Origin of the sequence: Arenimonas sp. (assembly GCF_035312645.1) — a bacterium.
In the GTDB taxonomy this organism is placed as follows: Bacteria; Pseudomonadota; Gammaproteobacteria; order Xanthomonadales; family Xanthomonadaceae; genus Arenimonas.
Genome location: NZ_DATGBO010000077.1, coordinates 12,962 through 30,376, shown reverse-complemented (window position 1 = coordinate 30,376; position 17,415 = coordinate 12,962). Strand labels below are relative to the sequence as shown.

Below are 17,415 nucleotides of genomic sequence, written 5' to 3'. Positions count from 1 at the left end.
CGGATCGAGGGAGCGGACATGTCCGTTCCCACAAAGGCATTGCTAGTAATAGGTCCACAGGTCGCGAGCATCATGCAGATGCGGCAAGGCGTTCCAGCTGCCCAGCGCGAGGCCATAGGGACGGGTGTGGAATTCGCAGAGGCCGCTGTTGCGCAGTGAGAGATTCAAGTCGATGGCAGTGCGATCGCCGGCGCCGAGCGCGGTCTGCGCGAGACGCGAGATCACGCCGCCGGAACTGAGCACCAGCACGTCGCCCTGCGGTGCCAGCGCCGCCAAGCGAGCGCCGGCGGCATTCACGCGTTCGCCGAACATCTGCCACGATTCCGGCAGATCATCGATTCCGCCTGCCGCCCAGGCACCGAGCGCAGCATGAATCATCGCGCCCAGCGACTGCAGGCCGCCGCTTTTGCTGCCGATCACCGCGGGATGGTCGGGATGCTTGTTGACAAAGCCATCGAACACTGCGTGATGATCGAATTCGGCGAGGCCGTTATCGATCGTCGACTCGGGCAAATCCACGCCGCGGCGCGAATAGACGTCGGCGATGGCTTCGAAGGTTTCGCGGTGCCGGCGCATGCCGCCGACCACGACGGCATCGAAACGGTGTCCGGTGTCGGCCAACCATTCGCCCAGCCGCTGCGACTGCGTGTGGCCGCGCGCGGACAGACGATCATAGTCGGACGTGCCGGCGCTGGCCTGGCCATGGCGTATCAGCAGGAGACTCAGAAAAACTCCTGGCGGAAGCTCGCGCGGATCGGTTCGCTGCGTCCCGTTGGCGTCACTTCGATTTCAAAGCTCAGCGTTTCGTGGCCATCGATGCGAGTTTCGCCAAGGTAATACACCGCGTCGCCTTCCTTGACCTCGCGCAGCACCAGGCTTTGGCGCTGGCCATTGAGGTTGGTGACGGTGGCGCTGACCTTGGACGGCACCGCGACATCACTGCCGAGCTTGCCCTTGCGCACCGCGATGTTGATCAGGGCGCGACTGGCCGAACGGGTAATGCCGTATTGCCGGGCGACGTCCGGCGTGAGCGTGGTGGTGGGGATCGCACTGTAGTGCACGGTGATGTCGCCGGCAGTCACCGATTGCGCAGCGGCCAGCATCGGCAAAGCGAGCGAGGAGAGGGACAGGGCTAGCAGGAGGACGATCCGGGACAGGCGCATGGCGGGCTCCATCGGCCGGATGCGAGCCGGCCTGGCCGCATCATCGCGCCGTCCGCGGCGGCTGTCATCCCAAATGCTTGCCCGGGCGACGCCGTTATTCGTAATGCAGGGCGTCGATCGGATTCAGGCGCGAGGCCTTGATCGCCGGGATCATGCCGAAAACGACGCCGATCAGGCTGCAGAAAACCACGCCGAACACCGCCCAGCCGATTGGCACCCGCGCCTCGAAGCTGGTGAAGAAAGTGAACAGATTGCCAAGCAGGAAACCGAGGGCGATACCGATCACGCCGCCGACGTTGCACAACACCACCGCCTCAAGCAGGAATTGCGCCAGGATGTTTTTGCGTTTGGCGCCCAGCGATTTGCGGATGCCGATTTCCTTGGTGCGCTCGGTCACCGAGACCAGCATGATGTTCATGATGCCGATACCGGCGACCAGCAGCGCGACCGCGCCCATCAGGAAGGCGCCGATCTTCACGCCCATCGTGGTCTTGTTGAAATTGTCGATCTGGCTGAGGCTGGTGAAGTAATAGAAATTGTCTTTCTCGTCGTGCTTGAGGTGGCGGCTGGTGCGCATCACCTGGCGGACCTGCTCGATCGCGTCGTTGAGCAGCGCCGGCGTCTTCGAATGCACAGTGACATTGACCGAGCGCGTGAAGCCATCGCGATCGACCATGCCGTAGATCTGCGTGTACGCGCCGCTGGGCATCAGCGCCATCGTTTCGTAGGGGCCGCCGAACGCCGAGACTTTCTTGATGAACACGCCGATCACTTCGAACTTGCGGCCGTCGAGCAGGATTTCCTTGCCGATCGGATCGGTGAACGGGAACAACTGCTCGGCCAGGGCGTGGCCGATCACCACGACCTTGCGCGCGGTCAGCATGTCCATGCGCGAGAGGTTGCGGCCTTCCTCGACGTAATGCGTATTGTTTTCCGGGTATTCGGGCGAGCCGCCGCAGATCGAGATCACCGGTTCGGTGGTGACGCTCTTGTAGGTCGCAGTCTTGCCGCCGTCCCAGATCTCGGTGCCGACCAGATCGACCGAGGACACCTGGTCGCGGATCGCCTGCGCTTCGGCCAGGGTTACCGGCGGCCACTTCTGCGCTTCGCGGCGCTCATCGTTGCTGGTGAAGCCGTTCGGCCACTTCTGCACCTGGAAGGTCTGGGTGCCGAGCACGGTCATTTCCTTTTCCATCGTCGCCTGCATCACCGAGATCGCGGTCATCACACCAATGATCGAGGCCACGCCCAGCACGATGCCGACCAGTGTCAGGAACGAACGCAGCTTGTTGCTGCCGATCGCGCCCAGAGACATCACGAACACGTCGGAATTACGCACGGTATCGCCCCTCTTGCGTCGTTTGCGCGATCACGGAATCACTCATAGCGAAGCGCCTCGATCGGATCGAGCCGCGCGCCGCGGTAGGCCGGGATCATGCCCGAGATCACGCCGACCGCCACCGAGATCACCATCGCGATCAGGATGATCCCGGGCGACAGCGTCGCCGGCATCAGCGTGGCGTTGATGATTGCGGTCAGGATCGCGGAAATGCTGACGCCGATGAGTCCACCGAACAGGCAGATGATCGAGGACTCGAACAGGAATTGCAGCAGGATGCTGCGGCGCTTGGCGCCGATGGCCTTGCGGATGCCGATTTCCTTGGTGCGTTCGGTCACCGACACCAGCATGATGTTCATCACGCCGACACCACCGACGAATAGAGAGATGCTGGTGATCGCCAGCCCGACCAGGACGACCACGCCCATCGTGTTGTTGTAGGCGTCGAGCAGCGTGTCGAGCTTGTTGATCGAGAAATCATCCTTCTCGATCGGCTTGAGCCCGCGGATGCTGCGCATGATGCCGATGGTCTCGAACTCGAAATCGGCCATCGATTCGGCGCTGGGCGCCTTGATCGCCAGGCTCACGCTCGCGCGCCCGCCCTGGGTGCCGAACGTCTTGCCGAAGGTGGTGATGGGGATGTTGATCTGGCGGTCGAAGTTGGGGCCGCCGAAAAAGCTGCCGCCCTGTTTTTCCATCACGCCGATGACCTGGAAGTCGAAGCGGCCGATCTTGAACTGCTTGCCCAGCGGGCTGACGCTGCCGAACAGGCCGTCGGCGACGTCGGCGCCGATCACCGCGACGCGGCGCTTGTACTGCACGTCGAACGGCATCAGGAAGCGGCCCGACGAAGGCGCCATCGTCGACACCAGAACCTGCTTGTCGGTGGTGCCGATGACGTTGATCGAATCCATTTCGTTGCTGCGGTATTTCACGCTCTGGTCGCCGCCGATGGTCGGGTTGACCACAGCGCGGCCCTGCAGGCGATGCGTCAGCGCGGTGTAGACCGGCATCGTGATCTCGGGCCGGTTGCGGAAGGTGAAGTCCGGGCCCATCTGCACCCACGGGCGCTTCGACACGTAGATCACATCCGAGCCGACGGAGGCGAAGGTCTGCCGGAACGTCGCCTGCAGGCCGTTCGCCGCGGTCATCGTGGTGATCACCGCGACGATGCCGATGATGATGCCGAGCGCGGTGAGCGCGCCGCGGCTCTTGTTGGCGACAATCGCATTGATCGCGATCTTGAACGACTCGGCGATGTCGATGCCAAGCTTCATGGCATGGCTTCCACGGCTTGCGACTTCATGGTCATGGCGAAGCTGTACGGGAGGGTTCCCGCAACTCGCGAATCCACAGTCATGGCGGGGATAGGGCTCATCACCGCCTCGTGTCGCTTTCGATCACGCCGTCGCGCAGGCGCACGACGCGGTGGGCATGGGCGGCGATTTCGTCTTCGTGCGTGACCAGAATGATGGTGTTGCCCTTGGCATGCAGTTCGCCGAGCAAGGCCATGATCTCCTTGCCGGTCGCGCTGTCGAGGTTGCCGGTCGGTTCGTCGGCCAGGATGATCGACGGGTTGTTGACCAGCGCGCGCGCGATCGCCACGCGCTGGCGTTGGCCGCCGGAAAGTTCGCTGGGCTTGTGGTTCATGCGTTCGGTCAGGCCGACCGAGCGGATCGCTTCTTCGGCGATGCGCTTGCGTTCGGCCTTCGGCTTGCCGGCGTAGATCAGCGGCAACTCCACGTTCTTGAACACGTTCACGCGCGGCACGAGGTTGAAGGTCTGGAACACGAAGCCGATCTTGAGGTTGCGGATCTCGGCCAGCTCGTCTTCGCTCTTGGAATCCACCGCCTGGCCTTCGAGCCGGTAGCTGCCCGACGTCGGTACGTCGAGGCAGCCGATGATGTTCATCAGCGTCGACTTGCCCGAACCGGACGGACCCATGATCGCGACGTATTCGTTGCGCAGGATCTCCAGCGAGACGCCGGCGAGCGCGCGCACTTCCTGGTCGCCCATCGTATAGGTCTTGACGACCCGGTCGATGTGCAAGGTGCTGCTGGTGGAGGCGGGTTGGGCGGACATGGTCACTTGTCGCCTTCGGTCTTGTCGCCTTCCTTTTTCTCGCCGGGCTTCTTGATCGTCACTTCTTCGCCAACGTCGAGATCGCGGGAGATCGCGCGGTAGCTGCCCGACACAACGGTATCGCCTTCGGCCAGGCCGCTCTTGATCTCGATCGCGTCGTCGCTCTGGATGCCGGTGACGACCTGGCGCGCTTCGGCCTTGCCGTCGGCGATCACGAACGCGACTTCGACGAAACCGTCGGCGCCGGCGGTGAACTTGTCCGTCTTGCCATCCTTGCCTTTGAGCTGGTCGAGCGTGCGCACGGTGACCGATTGGATCGGCACGCTGAGCGCCTTGGGCTGGGTCGCGGTGACGATGTCGGCGCTGGCGGTCATTCCCGGGCGCAGCTTGGACGTGTCGCTGGTGATCGCGATCTTCACTTCGAACTCGGTCTTCTGCACAGCCGAGCCGGCCGTCGCGGCGGTGGCGCTGCTGGCGATTTCCGAGACCTTGCCGGTGATTTTCTCGCCGAGCACGGCGTCGACGCTGATCTCGGCCGGCTGGCCGATCTTGATCGCGTTGATGTCGTTCTCGTCGACGTTGACCAGCGCTTCCATCGCGCCCAGCTGCGCGACCTTCATGATCAGGTCTTCCTGGAACTGCGAGCCGATGGCGATTTCGCCGCGCTCCTTCTTGAGGTCGCTGACGGTGCCGGAGATCGGCGCGTAGATCGTCGTCTTGGACAGGTCGTCCTGCGCCTGCTTGAGGAAGCCGATGGCCTGCTGCACCTGGTCCATGGCCGACTGGTAGCGCGAGGATTCGACCTGGAAGGAGGTGTGCGCGGTGTCGAGTTCGTTCTGCGAGACCAGCTTGCGGCCGATCAGTTCACGGGCACGGTTGTAGACGCGCTCGGCCTGGTCGCGGTTGTTGCCGGCGAGCTTGGCGTTGGCTTCTGCGGAGCGGACGTTGGCTTCCTGGCTCTGCACCGCGGCCAGGTATTTCTGCCGGTCGAGTTCGACCAGCAACTGGCCCTTCTCGACGTGATCGCCTTCCTTGACGTCCAGGCGGGTGATCTTGGCGCTGACGTCGGCGCTGATGTTGATTTCGGTGTTCGGCTGGATCTTGCCGGTGCCGTTGACCTTCTGCACGATCAACGCGCGCTTGGCGACGGTCGTTTCGACCTCTTCACCTTTGCTCTGCTTGCCCTTGACCGTCACATAGCCGCCGATACCGACCACGATGACCACCGCGGCGATAGCAGCTATCCAAGTTCGTTTTTTCATTTCAATCGTCCCCTTTGCCAATGCGCGCATCGGAACATACACGGGGCAGGCGCCCGCAGTGCCAAAAGTGTTGTCTACCTTTGGCGAAGGTCGGCGGGCCTGGCGGCAAATGTCGTGGACGAAGACGACGGCGTGCGATCTGCGCTCAGTCGTTCGCCGCCGACAACTCGCCGCCACGGCGCGCGGCCGCGGCGATCGCGGTAGCGACCAGTTGCCGGAAACCGCCAGCTTCGAACGCATCCAGCGCAGCCTGGGTGGTGCCGCCAGGCGAGGTCACGCGCTGGCGCAATACATCGGCAGGTTCGCCTGATTCGGTGAGCATGCGCGCGGCGCCGAAGATCGTTTGCAACGCGAGTCGGCGGGCAGCGTCGGCAGGCAGGCCTTGCGCCTCACCGGCCGCCTGCATCGCTTCGGCGAGCAGGAAAACATAGGCCGGTCCGCTGCCCGAGACGGCGGTGACGGCATCCATCTGCGCTTCTTCCGCAATCCACACGGTCAGGCCGGCGGCCTGCATCAGGGCTTCGGCCTGGGCGCGCTGCGCCGGCAAAACTTGTGCATTCGCATGCATGCCGGTTGCGCCGGCACCAAGCAATGCGGGTGTGTTGGGCATCGTGCGCACCACCGCGACATCGCCGCCCAGCCAGCGCGAAAGCTGCGCGCCGGTAATGCCCGCGGCGATCGAGATCACCAGCGGCCGCGTTTGCTGCGCCAGCGCCGCGAGATCGGCACAGACGGTCTTCATTACCTGCGGCTTGACCGCGAATACCCAGATCGTTGCCTGCGCCGCAGCCTCGGCGTTGTCGAGATGCGTACAGACGCCGAAATCGCCGGCCAGCGCCGTGCGCAGCGCTTCGTAGGGTTCGGCGACGTGGATAGACTCGACGGATTGCCCGCGCGCGACTAGGCCACCGATCAGGCTGCGCGCCATGTTGCCGCCACCGATAAAGGCGATGGCCGGAGTCGTTGCGCGGGATTCGGTAGCGGTCATCGGCAGCTCGTCGACAAGAATCAGCAGAGAGGATAGCAGCGGGATTTGTCGCTGTGCCCGGCGATCCGCGTCGGTCGGCTCAGGCCTTGCTGCGTGCCCCGAACAATTTCGATCCGACGCGCACCATCGTCGCGCCCTCGGCGATCGCCAGCGGAAAATCCTCGCTCATGCCCATCGAGAGCGTGTCGATGTCCGGGAAATCCTTGTGCAGTGATTCGAACAGGCCATGCAGGCGACGAAACGCATCGCGGCGATGCTCGGCATCGGGTGCGGGCTCGGGAATGGCCATCAGGCCACGCAGGCGCAGCCGCGGCAGCGCGGCGATGGCGCGGGCGAGTTCAGGTATTTGCTCGGGCGCGCAGCCGGACTTGCTGGCCTCGCCATCGACGTTCACCTGGATCAACACGTTCAGGGCCGCACGTTCTCCGGGCCTGAATCGGTTCAGCGACTGCGCGAGTTTTTCCCGGTCGATCGATTGCACCCAGTCGAAGCACTCGGCGGCTTCGCGGCATTTGTTCGATTGCAGGTGGCCGATCAGATGCCATTCCAGATCCAGACCGGCGAGTGCGCGGACTTTTGTGACAGCTTCCTGGACGTAGTTCTCGCCGAAAGCGCGCTGACCCAGAGCCGCCAGGGCGGCGATCGCCTCGACAGGCTGGGTCTTCGAGACCGCGAGCAGCCGTGCCGGTGGCCGTCGAGCCTGAACGGATGCGTTCTCAAGGGACTGCAAGACGGCTGTAAAGGCCTGGCTGAGGGGATTCATGGCCGGGATTGTTGACCTCGACGGGAGCGCTATACTGCCCCGAGAGGCCGCGCGCGCCTACCGTTGCGCGCACCAGGGGGAGAGAAGACATGGATATCGCGGAACTGCTGGCGTTTTCGGTCAAGAACAAGGCATCCGACCTGCACCTCTCGGCCGGCCTGCCGCCGATGATCCGCGTGGATGGCGACGTCCGTCGCATCAACATCCCGGCACTGGATCACAAGCAGGTGCATTCGCTGGTCTACGACATCATGTCGGACAAGCAGCGACGCGACTACGAAGAATTCCTCGAAGTCGATTTCAGTTTCGAGATCCCCGGCCTGGCGCGTTTCCGCGTCAATGCCTTCAACCAGAACCGCGGCGCCGGCGCCGTGTTCCGTACGATTCCCAGCCAGATCCTCAGCCTTGAGGAACTGCAGTGCCCGAAGATCTTCCAGGAGCTCATCGAGCAGCCGCAGGGCCTGATCCTGGTGACCGGTCCGACCGGTTCGGGCAAGTCCACCACGCTCGCGGCGATGGTCGACCACGTCAACAAGAACGAATTCGGCCACATCCTCACCGTCGAGGATCCGATCGAATTCGTGCACACCTCGCAGAAGTGCCTGATCAACCAGCGCGAGGTCCACCGCGATACCCACGGTTTCAACGAGGCGCTGCGCTCGGCCCTGCGCGAAGACCCCGACTACATCCTGGTCGGCGAGTTGCGCGATCTGGAAACCATCCGCCTGGCGCTGACCGCGGCGGAAACCGGCCATCTGGTGTTCGGCACCTTGCATACCAGCTCGGCGGCCAAGACCATCGACCGCATCATCGACGTGTTCCCCGCCGGCGAAAAGCCGATGGTGCGCTCGATGCTGTCGGAGTCGTTGCGCGCGGTGGTGTCGCAGTCGCTGCTCAAGAAGGTTGGTGGCGGCCGCATGGCGGCGCACGAAATCATGGTCGGCATCCCGGCGATCCGCAACCTGATCCGCGAAGACAAGGTCGCGCAGATGTATTCGTCGATCCAGACCGGCCAGCAATACGGCATGCAGACCCTGGACCAGAACCTGCAGGACATCGTCAAGCGCGGCCTGATCACCAAGCAGCAGGCACGCGAATACGCCAAGGACAAACGCCTGTTCGATTGATTCACGCTTGCCCTCCTGCGCCAGGACGGCGCAGGATCGCGGCATTGCCGCCTTACGGTTTATTGGAGATTTCGCGGATGAGCAGCATCGACTTCACCTCGTTCCTGAAGCTGATGGCGCACAAGAAGGCGTCCGACCTGTTTGTCACTGCCGGCGTGCCGCCGTCAATGAAGGTCAACGGCAAGCTGTCTCCGATCACCCAGAACCCGCTGACGCCGCAGCAGAGCCGCGACCTTGTGCTCAACGTGATGAGCCCGGCGCAGCGCGAAGAATTCGAAAAAACCCACGAGTGCAACTTCGCGATCGGCGTCTCCGGCGTGGGTCGTTTCCGTGTGAGCTGTTTCTACCAGCGCAATCAGGTCGGCATGGTGCTGCGTCGCATCGAGACGCGCATCCCGACCGTGGAAGAGCTCAGCCTGCCGGCGATCATCAAGACGCTGGCGATGACCAAGCGCGGCATCATCCTGTTCGTCGGCGCGACCGGCACCGGCAAGTCGACCTCGCTCGCGGCGATGATCGGCTACCGCAACATGAATTCCTCGGGCCACATCATCACCATCGAGGACCCGATCGAATTCGTGCACAAGCATGAAGGCTGCATCATCACCCAGCGCGAAGTCGGTATCGATACCGACAGCTGGGAAGCCGCACTGAAGAACACCCTGCGCCAGGCGCCTGACGTGATCATGATCGGCGAGGTGCGTACCCGCGAAGGCATGGATCACGCGATCGCATTCGCGGAAACCGGTCACCTTGTGCTCTGCACCTTGCATGCCAACAACGCCAACCAGGCGCTGGACCGCATGATCAACTTCTTCCCGGAAGACCGCCGCAGCCAGCTGCTGATGGATCTTTCGATGAACCTCAAGGGCATCGTCGCGCAGCAGCTGATCCCGACGCCGGACGGCAAGGCGCGCCGGGTCGCGATGGAAATCCTGCTGGGTACGCCGCTGGTGCAGGACTACATCCGCGATGGCGAGATCCACAAGATCAAGGAAGTGATGAAGGAGTCGACCAACCTCGGCATGAAGACCTTCGACCAGGCCTTGTTCGAGCTCTACCAGGCCGGCGAGATCAGCTACGAGGATGCGCTGCGTTACGCCGATTCGGCCAACGAAGTGCGCCTGAAGATCAAGCTCGCGCAAGGCGGCGACGCCCGTACGCTGTCGCAGGGCATGGACGGCGTGGAGATTTCGGAAGTGCGTTGATGCCATTGTCAGCACTTGGTGAACGACAAAAAAGCCGGGCGAAAGCCCGGTTTTTTTGTTGGATCGAGGCTGCGCAGGCGGGATTTCTGCACTCTCGAACGTTCGGATTTGTCCTGAGGTCGTCAAAAACATCGTTGAACCCCATGCCCAATCACGGGAAGGCTACAAACCCTGCAGCATTTCCTGGCGCGTCTTCCGCTTCGTTTCAGGCGCGGGCACGTCGGGCATCCAACCTTCTGAGGAAATAGATCATGCGTCGTAAGCTTCTCGCCACCCTTGCCCTGTCCTTGCTGTCGTCGTCGGCGTTCGCTGCGGATACCCCGACTTGGACCGGCTTCTACCTCGGCGCCAACATCGGCCGCGCGTCCATCAATTCCAGCAGCAACGTCACCCTCGGCGGTGATTGGCTGACCCCGAGTTTCACCCCGGCGCAGCGCGCCGAAGTGACCAGCATCTGGTCCGCGAATCACCTGGACGGCGACGGTTTCGCCGGCGGTTTCCAGGGCGGCTACAACCATCAGTTCAATCGCCTCGTTTTCGGCGTTGAGCTGGACTACAACTCCAGCAACGTCAATGCTCTCCGCCAGGTCGGTCCGGTCCAGATGACCACCGCACCGGCCCAGCTCCAGGCGGGTAACTCCGTCGACCTCGGCAAGACCTACGGCATTCGTCCGCGCTTCGGCTTCACCTGCAAGGACACCTTGTTCTACATCACCGCCGGCGTCACCTACGTGCATGCGCGCGGCCAGGCCGATTACTACATCCCGCTGTCGAACTATTCCAAGTACGGCGTTGCCGACAAGACCCTGCATGGCACGACCTGGGGTGGCGGCGTGGAATACCGCTTCAGCCCGCATCTGTCGGGCAAGGTGGAATACCTGCGCGCGAACCTCAACGACATGACCTACCCGACGGTCAACCGCACCAATTTGTTCGTCGGCAACACCGAGTCGGTTACGCAGAAAATGGACTACAACACTCTGCGCGTCGGCCTGAACTACCAGTTCTGATCGTCGTTTCCGCAGCAAGAAAAAAGGCCGGCATATGCCGGCCTTTTTTTGTCCTCGCGATGGTGATCCGCGCGCTGGCGATATCACCGGTACGACCAATGTTTCGCCAGTCGATTCAGGGCGTCGCTTTCGAAGCCGGCGCGGTCAGCCCCAGCACGTCCAGCCCCTGCTCGAAGCGCACGTCCACCGGGATATGCGCGGCGTCCAGGCGCTTGAGGTCGGCGGCGAGTTCCGGGCCGACCACGCCCATCGTGTCGGTCATCTGCTTGGCGGTGGCGTAGTCGCCGTCGCCTTGCACGGTCAGCAATTTGGCGGAGAGCGCGTTCATCGCCGCCTGCATCTTGTCGAATTCGACGCGATAGCGGCCGGTCGCGGGGTCGCGGCTGAAAGCGCCCTGCTGCTGGAAGAAATTGAAGCGCAGCATGTTGGCCTTGGCGTGCGCGTCGCTGGCGCCGAAGCGCACCGAGCGCAGGATGCCGGCAAGGAAGGTGACGTAACCATCCATCAGCTTGGTCTTGTCGAGCTCGCCTTTTTCGCTGAGCTGGGTGATCAAGTAGAGGCCGAGGATGTCGGCCTTGCCTTCCTCGAAGCTCGACGCATATTCCTTCAGCGCATCGCTGACCGTGCCCTTGCCATCGAGCGTGTTCTTGATGCCGAGTCCGTGCGCGACTTCATGGAACATCGTGTCTTCGAAGAAAGCATCGAAGCTGAGGTTCTTGATCTGGTCCTCGGCGATCAGCGTCTTGGCGATCGGCAGCAGGATGTTGTCGAATTTGGCGTGGATGACGTTTTCCAGCTGCAGTCGGCGCGTGCCTTTCTTCAGCTGCACCTGCTCGTCGTTGGGCAGGTTGATCGCGATGGTCTTGGCGCCGACATTCGCGTTGCCGCCGTAATACACCACGGCGTAGGCATTGAGATCGGCGGCAGAGCCGGGCGTTTCCGCCTTGTATTTCGCTGGCACCGGCAGGCCGCGCTGCAGCTCCGGCAGGAATTTCGCGAAGCGCGCCAGGCGCTCGCTCCAGGCGCGATCCTTGATCAACACCAGGCCTTCGTAGCTGGCCTTGTAACCGAACACCTGGTCTTCGTAGGTTTCGATCGGGCCGATGACGATGTCGACCGGGTTGGTCTTCATGTCCATCCAGGCCAGGTCGCTGGGCTGGAAATTGTCGCTGAGCAGGGCGTCGGCGCGCATGGTCAGATAGTTCTTGAAGCCGGCGTCCTTGCTCAGCGCCGCGGCTTCGCGCAGCAGCGCTGCCGTTTTTTCCAGGTCGCTCTTGTAGGCCTCATGGAAGGGAACGGTGATCAGCTTGCCGGCAGCGTCGCGACGCAGCAGCGTGTACCAGCTCGTCTTGTCCTTGAGATCGGCGGCCTCGAATTCCGCTTTGGTCATGTCGACGGGATAAAACTGCGCGCCAGCCGGCCGCGGGCCGATGCCTTCGACGAAAGGCGTGTCGGCGTTGAGGCGATCCCAGGGGCCGAAATTCATTTCCGCCAATTCGCGCGTCTGCGGGTCGGTGATCTTGCCCAGCAGCGCCGCCTTGTCGCCCCAGCTCTGCTGCCAGTAGAGGTCGTTGGTCAGCTCGCTGGCCTGGATCAGCAGCGCGATCATCTTCTTGTCGTCGGCATCGAAAGCGGAAAGATCCGCCGTCAGCGGCACGCTGACGAAATCGCCCAGGTGTTGGGACGCGTAGGAAGGCTTTGCTGTCGGCGTAGTGACGGTTGCCGCAGCCTTCTGTTCCGGCGCGCGTTCGCAACCGGTACCGGTGCAGGCGAGCAGGCAGGGGATCAGGACGGACAACAGGCGACGACGCATGGCGGGCTCCGGAAGGGCGGCGGAAAGAGGTGCCGGATGTTACCGCGCCGGGGCCGGGGCCGGCAGCGCGCGGTAGAATGCCGGCATGCCCGACTCGCGCTACCTCGCCGACCATCTGCTGATCGCGATGCCTTCGCTGGGCGATCCGAATTTCGCGCGTGGCGTGACCCTGCTCTGCCAGCACGACGAAAGCGGCGCGATGGGCTTGATGATCAATCGCCTGTCCGACTTCAAGCTCGGGGAAATCCTCCGGCAGATGGAGATCGCCACCGACAGCCCGACGCTCGGCGAGCAGGCGGTGTTGATCGGCGGCCCCGTGCAGAGCGAGCGCGGCTTCGTGCTGCATGACGATGCCCGCGATTGGGGTTCGACCCTGCGCTTCGGCAACGGGCTCGCCATCACCACCTCGCGGGAAATCCTCGCGGCGATGGCGCGCGGCGAAGGCCCGGGACGCAGTCTGGTGACCCTCGGTTACGCCGGTTGGGAGGCGGGCCAGCTGGAAGAAGAGCTCGCCGAAAATGCCTGGCTGACCGTGCCTGCGGACCGCGCAATCCTGTTTTCCACGCCGATGGCGGAGCGTTGGCGCGCGGCAGCGCAGATGATCGGCGTGGATCTGTCGCGGCTCGCCGATGGCGTGGGCCACGCCTGATGGATGCGATCACGCTGTTCGGTTTCGATGTCGGCGCGCGCCGGATTGGCATCGCGGTCGGCAACACGATTTCAATGACGGCCAGCGAGGTCGGCGTACTCGAAGTCTTCGAGTCCGGCCCCGATTGGCCGGCGCTCGATCGCTGGATCAAGGAGTGGCGACCGCAGATGCTGGTGGTCGGCGATCCGGCCACACTCGATGGTGGCGAACAGCCGATGCGCAAACGCGCGCGCGCGTTCGGGCGCGCGCTGGTGCAGCGCTACCAATTGCCGGTCGAACAGGTCGACGAGCGCACAAGTTCAGTCGAGGCCGCGCAGCGTTTCGCGTCCGGTCGCGCCAGCGGCGAACGCAAACGCCGTCAGGCCGCGCAACTCGATGCGCTCGCCGCCGCCGTCATCCTCGAACGCTGGCTGCGCGAACCCGACTCCCGCCTTCCCTTGCCCTGAGCGCGATTTTTCATGAGCGACCAACCTGTAGCGCAGCTTCATCCCAACGGCAGTCTCCGACACCTGCTTACGCTGGACGGCTTGCCGGCGGAGACGCTTTCGCATCTGCTCGATGATGCCGAGGCGCTGCGACCACAGGCGCTGGGTGGCACTGCGCTGCGCCAGATGCTGGCGGGGCGCACGGTGTGCACCTTGTTCTTCGAACCCTCGACGCGTACGCGCAGCAGTTTTCAGCTCGCGGCGGCGCGGCTTGGCGCCGACATCCTCGGCTTCGACGTAATGGCCTCATCGGCGAAAAAAGGCGAGACCGAACTCGACACCCTGCGCAATCTCGAGGCGATGGGCGTGGATTGTTTCGTGGTGCGGCATGCCGACAACGGCACGGTCGCGACGCTGGCGGCAGGCGCGCACGCGCGTACGCGTTTCATCAATGCCGGCGACGGTCGCAGCGCGCATCCGACGCAGGGTCTGCTCGACATGCTGACCTTGCGCCAGCGCAAGGGTCGCGATTTTTCCAAGCTGCGCGTGTTGATCGTCGGTGACGTCAAGCATTCACGCGTCGCGCGTTCGGACATCCACGCGCTGCGTACGCTCGGTGCCGGCGAAATCCGCGTCTGCGGTCCGGCTTCGCTGCTACCCGAAGATGACACGCTGCGCGGTTGCCGGGTCACGCGCAATTTCGACGCCGCGCTTGAAGGCGTCGACGCGATCATGATGCTGCGCCTGCAACGCGAGCGCATGGAGGAAGGCCTGGTGCCGTCGCTGGAGCAGTATTTCCGCGACTACGGGCTGACGCCGGAGCGCGTTGCGCTGGCGAAGCCCGATGCCATCGTCATGCACCCGGGGCCAATGAATCGCGGCGTCGAGATCGCACCCACGGTGGCCGACGGTCCTGCCTCGGTGATCCTCGATCAGGTCAGCAACGGCGTCGCCGTGCGCATGGCAGTGCTGCGCGCGGTGCTTGCGGGTTGAAGGCGAGTTGATGGCGCACGCAGTCGTCGTTGTGTAGGAGCGACGCAAATCGCGATTTCGTCAGCGTTCGGCGCAAAGCAAATCAGCGTCCGCCGCAAATGGGAAAGATCGCGACTTGCGTCGCTCCTACACAACAACAGCGACGTGGTTATTGCTCGCTGTCGACGCTGCCGTTCTTGAAGTCCCAGGTGCGCGTGATGTAGAGCTCGTCGACGCTTTCCGCGGTTTTCGGTAGTGGCGGGAAGGGTTCGGCGAGCCTGACGGTCCTCGCGGCGGCCTGGTCGAGCACTTTCACACCGCTGGGCGTGACGATGGTGATACCGCCGACGTTGCCGTCGCGGCGGATCACCACGGTCATCACCAGGCGTCCGCTGAGATTTTGCCGGCGCGCGAGTTCGGGATAGTTGAGGTTGCCGACGCGTTCGACTTTTTCCACCCAGGCGCGCATGTAGGACGCGTACTCGTATTGCTGGGTGCTCGCGGAAATGAATTTGCGCTTGGGCCGCTTGGCGTAAAGCGCCTGCCGGCGTTCGATCTCGGCCGCCAGCCGCGCCATTTCCAGGCTTTGCTGCATGAGCTGCCGGCCGGTGGGCAGTGGCGCGGGATCGCTGCTGGGTTGTTCCTCGGGGTTCGGCACGCGGACGGCGCTGGCGCCTACGGTGGTCACCATGCGCTGCAGCGGATCCGGCGCCGGCGGCGGCGCCTGTGCGGGCATCGGCTGCGGTGCCACACCGGGCTGCGGTTTCGGAACCTGGCCGACCTGGTCGTCACGTGGCCGCTGCGAGGTATCGCTGTCGCCACCACCCTGGTTGTTGGCCTGGGCAATGAAATCGGCGTGCTTGGGAGCATCGGGCGTGCTTGTCTGGGTGAGGATCACATCCAGAGTCGGCACCACGGGCGCGGCGTCGTCGCGGCTGAAGCCGATGCCCAGGATCAACACGCCGAAGCAGATCAGCGACAGTGCCAGCGTCGCCGACAGGCGTTCGCTGGGTCCGATCGTGGGGCCTGGACGGGGACCGGTGGCGGGTGGGGCGGGGGTCGAACTCATCAGGGCCTCATGCCCGCGCGCGCCTCGCCTCGATGGCGTCGAACAGGGTCGCGGCGATGTTGAGGCCGAACTCGTGGTCGAGCTCGCGCACGCAGGTCGGGCTGGTGACATTGACCTCGGTCAGGTAGTCGCCGATCACGTCCAGGCCGACGAACATCATGCCGCGGCGCTTGAGTTCCGGCCCGACCTGGGCGGCGATCCAGCGGTCGCGCTCGGACAATGGCCGGCCTTCGCCGCGACCACCGGCGGCGAGGTTGCCGCGGAATTCGTCACCCTGCGGGATCCGTGCCAGGCAATACGGCATCGGCTCGCCGTCGACCAGCAGGATGCGTTTGTCGCCGTCGCGGATCTCCGGCAGGTAGCGCTGGGCCAGGGCCAGGTGCTGGCCGTTCTCGGTCAGGGTCTCGAGGATGACATTGAGGTTGGCGTCGCCGGCGCGCGCCTGGAAGATCGAGCGGCCGCCCATGCCGTCCAGCGGCTTGAGCACGCAGTGTCCTTGTTCGGCGACGAACGCGCGCAGTTCAGCGGCGTTGCGGGAAATTAGCGTAGGCGGGCAGCATTGCGGGAAGAGCAGGGCAGCCAGCTTTTCGTTGAGGTCGCGCAGTCCCTGGGGGTCATTGACCACCAGCACGCCCTCGCTCTGGGCCAGCGACAGGATATGGGTGTCATGCAGATAATCGGCATCGACGGGTGGGTCGGTGCGCATCAGCACCACGTCGATCCCGGCCAGCGGTCGGGTCTGCACTTCGCCCAGGGTGTACCACTTGCCCGGATCGTCGGCGACGGTCAGCGCGGCCATGCGCGCCATCGATCGGCCGTCGCTGATGCCCAGGCCGCCCGGCACGACATAGTGCAACTGGTGTCCGCGTCGCTGGGCTTCGAGCAGCATCGCGAAACTGGTGTCCTTGACGATCTTGATGGCCCCGATCGGGTCCATGACGACAGCCACGTGCAAAGGCATGCGCACATCCATTCAAGCGGTGATCTGCGCGCTAGCCTAGCAGGGCCGACCTGCGACCGTGCAGGGTGTCACGGATCGTTGTGTCCACCCCGTGGCGCGCTTGACACATTTCCCCCGCGCTGGGATATAAGCTACGTGGCCAAACACCAGCGGATGGTGTGCCGAGATGCCATGCCATGGGGAGTCAGATGGAAGGAAGCAATCTCAACGGCTTGCGCGTGATGGTCATCGATGATTCGAAGACCATCCGCAGGACGGCGGAAACCTTGCTGAAAAAGGAAGGTTGCGACGTGGTCACCGCCACCGATGGTTTCGAGGCGCTGGCGAAGATCGCCGACCATCAGCCGCAAATCATTTTCGTCGACATCATGATGCCGCGTCTGGATGGCTATCAGACCTGCGCGCTGATCAAGAACAACCAGATGTTCAAGGGCACGCCGGTGATCATGCTGTCGTCCAAGGACGGCCTGTTCGACAAGGCCCGCGGCCGCATCGTCGGCTCCGAGCAATACCTCACCAAACCGTTCACCCGCGACGAACTGCTGTCCGCCATCCGCACCTACGTGCCCGGAGGCTGAGCGCGA

18 protein-coding genes are annotated in these 17,415 nt (G+C 63.8%); 7 read left to right on the top strand and 11 right to left on the bottom strand.

Annotated elements, in window-relative coordinates; genetic code table 11:
- Positions 1–42: 42 nt before the first annotated feature.
- From VKM35_RS07345 to VKM35_RS07310, 8 genes are all read right to left on the bottom strand, one after another.
- Positions 43–711 carry a histidine phosphatase family protein gene (locus VKM35_RS07345; RefSeq protein ID WP_324319961.1) on the bottom strand — a complete coding sequence of 223 codons (669 nt, stop codon included), beginning with the start codon at positions 709–711 and terminating at the stop codon, positions 43–45.
- A gap of 11 nt (positions 712–722) precedes the next feature.
- Positions 723–1,163 (bottom strand): DUF4426 domain-containing protein, encoded by a 441-nt coding sequence (locus tag VKM35_RS07340; protein WP_324319914.1) that lies wholly within the window; start codon positions 1,161–1,163, stop codon positions 723–725.
- Between the two features lie 94 nt (positions 1,164–1,257).
- Positions 1,258–2,502 (bottom strand): ABC transporter permease, encoded by a 1,245-nt coding sequence (locus VKM35_RS07335; protein ID WP_324319912.1) that lies wholly within the window; start codon positions 2,500–2,502, stop codon positions 1,258–1,260.
- A gap of 38 nt (positions 2,503–2,540) precedes the next feature.
- Entirely contained in the window at positions 2,541–3,779 is a 1,239-nt protein-coding gene (locus VKM35_RS07330) for an ABC transporter permease (protein WP_324319910.1), read from the bottom strand.
- Positions 3,780–3,879: 100 nt separating this feature from the next.
- Positions 3,880–4,584 carry an ABC transporter ATP-binding protein gene (locus tag VKM35_RS07325; protein WP_324319908.1) on the bottom strand — a complete coding sequence of 235 codons (705 nt, stop codon included), beginning with the start codon at positions 4,582–4,584 and terminating at the stop codon, positions 3,880–3,882.
- 2 nt (positions 4,585–4,586) lie between these two features.
- Positions 4,587–5,846, bottom strand: coding sequence for an efflux RND transporter periplasmic adaptor subunit (locus VKM35_RS07320; RefSeq protein ID WP_324319906.1), 1,260 nt, complete (start codon positions 5,844–5,846; stop codon positions 4,587–4,589).
- A 145-nt stretch (positions 5,847–5,991) separates the two neighbouring features.
- Positions 5,992–6,834, bottom strand: a complete 843-nt coding sequence (gene proC / locus VKM35_RS07315) for a pyrroline-5-carboxylate reductase (RefSeq protein ID WP_324319904.1) — start codon at positions 6,832–6,834, stop codon at positions 5,992–5,994.
- A gap of 79 nt (positions 6,835–6,913) precedes the next feature.
- The gene (locus VKM35_RS07310) at positions 6,914–7,597 is read right to left on the bottom strand and encodes a YggS family pyridoxal phosphate-dependent enzyme (protein WP_324319903.1); all 684 of its coding nucleotides are present in this window, start codon (positions 7,595–7,597) and stop codon (positions 6,914–6,916) included.
- An 89-nt stretch (positions 7,598–7,686) separates the two neighbouring features.
- Here VKM35_RS07310 and VKM35_RS07305 point away from each other — a divergent pair, with 89 nt between their 5' ends.
- The 3 genes from VKM35_RS07305 (at position 7,687) to VKM35_RS07295 (ending at position 10,942) form a co-directional block, all read left to right on the top strand.
- On the top strand, positions 7,687–8,724 hold the full coding sequence (locus VKM35_RS07305; RefSeq protein WP_324319901.1) for a type IV pilus twitching motility protein PilT: 1,038 nt from the start codon (positions 7,687–7,689) through the stop codon (positions 8,722–8,724).
- 77 nt (positions 8,725–8,801) lie between these two features.
- Positions 8,802–9,932, top strand: a complete 1,131-nt coding sequence (locus VKM35_RS07300) for a PilT/PilU family type 4a pilus ATPase (RefSeq protein ID WP_324319899.1) — start codon at positions 8,802–8,804, stop codon at positions 9,930–9,932.
- A gap of 251 nt (positions 9,933–10,183) precedes the next feature.
- Positions 10,184–10,942: an outer membrane protein gene (locus VKM35_RS07295; protein WP_324319897.1), complete on the top strand. Its 759-nt coding sequence runs from the start codon at positions 10,184–10,186 to the stop codon at positions 10,940–10,942.
- A 115-nt stretch (positions 10,943–11,057) separates the two neighbouring features.
- Here VKM35_RS07295 and VKM35_RS07290 read toward each other — a convergent pair whose 3' ends face one another.
- Positions 11,058–12,755: a dipeptidyl-peptidase 3 family protein gene (locus VKM35_RS07290; RefSeq protein WP_324319895.1), complete on the bottom strand. Its 1,698-nt coding sequence runs from the start codon at positions 12,753–12,755 to the stop codon at positions 11,058–11,060.
- Between the two features lie 85 nt (positions 12,756–12,840).
- Between VKM35_RS07290 and VKM35_RS07285 the strand changes: the two genes are divergently transcribed.
- The 3 genes from VKM35_RS07285 to VKM35_RS07275 are packed head-to-tail and all read left to right on the top strand — an operon-like array spanning position 12,841 to position 14,822.
- A complete protein-coding gene (locus VKM35_RS07285) occupies positions 12,841–13,404 on the top strand; it encodes a YqgE/AlgH family protein (RefSeq protein WP_324319893.1) in 564 nt (187 codons plus the stop codon).
- On the top strand, positions 13,404–13,850 hold the full coding sequence (gene ruvX, locus VKM35_RS07280; RefSeq protein WP_324319891.1) for a Holliday junction resolvase RuvX: 447 nt from the start codon (positions 13,404–13,406) through the stop codon (positions 13,848–13,850). The genes VKM35_RS07285 and ruvX overlap by 1 nt, the downstream gene beginning before the upstream one ends.
- Positions 13,851–13,862: 12 nt before the next feature.
- Complete coding sequence (locus VKM35_RS07275) at positions 13,863–14,822, top strand: aspartate carbamoyltransferase catalytic subunit (RefSeq protein ID WP_324319889.1); 960 nt, start codon at positions 13,863–13,865, stop codon at positions 14,820–14,822.
- Between the two features lie 148 nt (positions 14,823–14,970).
- Here VKM35_RS07275 and VKM35_RS07270 read toward each other — a convergent pair whose 3' ends face one another.
- Positions 14,971–15,870 (bottom strand): energy transducer TonB, encoded by a 900-nt coding sequence (locus tag VKM35_RS07270; protein WP_324319887.1) that lies wholly within the window; start codon positions 15,868–15,870, stop codon positions 14,971–14,973.
- A gap of 7 nt (positions 15,871–15,877) precedes the next feature.
- The gene (gene gshB / locus VKM35_RS07265) at positions 15,878–16,831 is read right to left on the bottom strand and encodes a glutathione synthase (RefSeq protein WP_324319885.1); all 954 of its coding nucleotides are present in this window, start codon (positions 16,829–16,831) and stop codon (positions 15,878–15,880) included.
- A gap of 188 nt (positions 16,832–17,019) precedes the next feature.
- Here gshB and pilG point away from each other — a divergent pair, with 188 nt between their 5' ends.
- Positions 17,020–17,409: a twitching motility response regulator PilG gene (gene pilG / locus VKM35_RS07260; protein ID WP_324319883.1), complete on the top strand. Its 390-nt coding sequence runs from the start codon at positions 17,020–17,022 to the stop codon at positions 17,407–17,409.
- Positions 17,410–17,415: the final 6 nt, after the last annotated feature.